Annotated in this window: 2 protein-coding genes; both read left to right on the forward strand. The window is 51.1% G+C overall.

What is annotated here, in order from left to right; translation table 11 throughout:
• Nucleotides 1–382: hypothetical protein (locus AC1DWI_RS24740; protein WP_477726122.1), on the forward strand; the 382-nt coding region annotated here is incomplete at its 5' end.
• Between the two features lie 99 nt (nt 383–481).
• Nucleotides 482–880, forward strand: coding sequence for a hypothetical protein (locus AC1DWI_RS24745; protein WP_477669003.1), 399 nt, complete (start codon nt 482–484; stop codon nt 878–880).
• Nucleotides 881–891: the final 11 nt, after the last annotated feature.

An 891-nucleotide genomic window follows, 5' to 3' on the forward strand; every position in this document is an offset into this window, starting at 1 on the left:
GATCGATGCCGTTGGTTTGGACCAGATACTGGGGCACACGTATGCGGAATTGATAGGCCAGATTGCGGCCCTGCCCGATTGGACTGGCCATGACTTTCGGGTTGGCGTACATGGACAAGCATTGACGGCACGCGACCTGGGCGACCAGTTGCGCATCAATATATGGAACGCGCCAGGCAACAAACAGAGCATTGAGTTGGAGCTGCGCGCTGAACTCTCGGAAACGGGCATGCACAAGCACTTCACGGACTTGCTGCGCGAGGTTGGATACAACAAGGACTTGAGCGACATTGGCTGGTTCGACTGGGAGTCCAGCGGCATCAAGGTGAACGCACGACTTCATGACTGGATGTTCGAACTGCGCGTGATACGTCATGCCTAGGAGTCTGGGCGGCAGCTCCTGGCCCGAGAGGCTCTTTGCTGGCTGTATATCTGGAATCGTTTTTGGGTCCGTACCCGTTTATTACCTTAGGAGAAAACCATGTCATCGATCTTGTCAAAAACCGTAGACGCCGCAAACAAGTTAGTTAAAGCGCCGAGCCAGGAGGAATTGAGAGAGCTTTGGCCAAGCACCAGCGAAGTTAATTCAGCAGCTGAAATTTATGGCGAGTGGATTGATCGGAAAAGTGTCAAAGGATTCATGGAGGTCGTGATCAAACTCAATGCGGATGGAACTGGCACTTATTTCCATTCAAGGCGGGCTGACATGGGCGAGTGGCCTTTCAATTATTCTGTTGAAGGCTCGGTCTTGACGATGGCGCTAGAGGCGGTAGACAGTGAAGGCATTAGATACAAGCATCTGGATGCCCGTTTGTTTGAGAAAAACCTTTTGCTCAACGACAACGGTGACGTTTCTGTTTTCGTATTAAAAAGCGCCTGATTTAATAATTG

This window comes from Polaromonas sp. P3_C2 (assembly GCF_056402675.1).

Bases quoted from the DNA above. Each gene is read 5' to 3' on its own strand.
- AC1DWI_RS24745 (WP_477669003.1), top strand. From the start codon at position 482: ATGTCATCGATCTTGTCAAAAACCGTAGACGCCGCAAACAAGTTAGTT.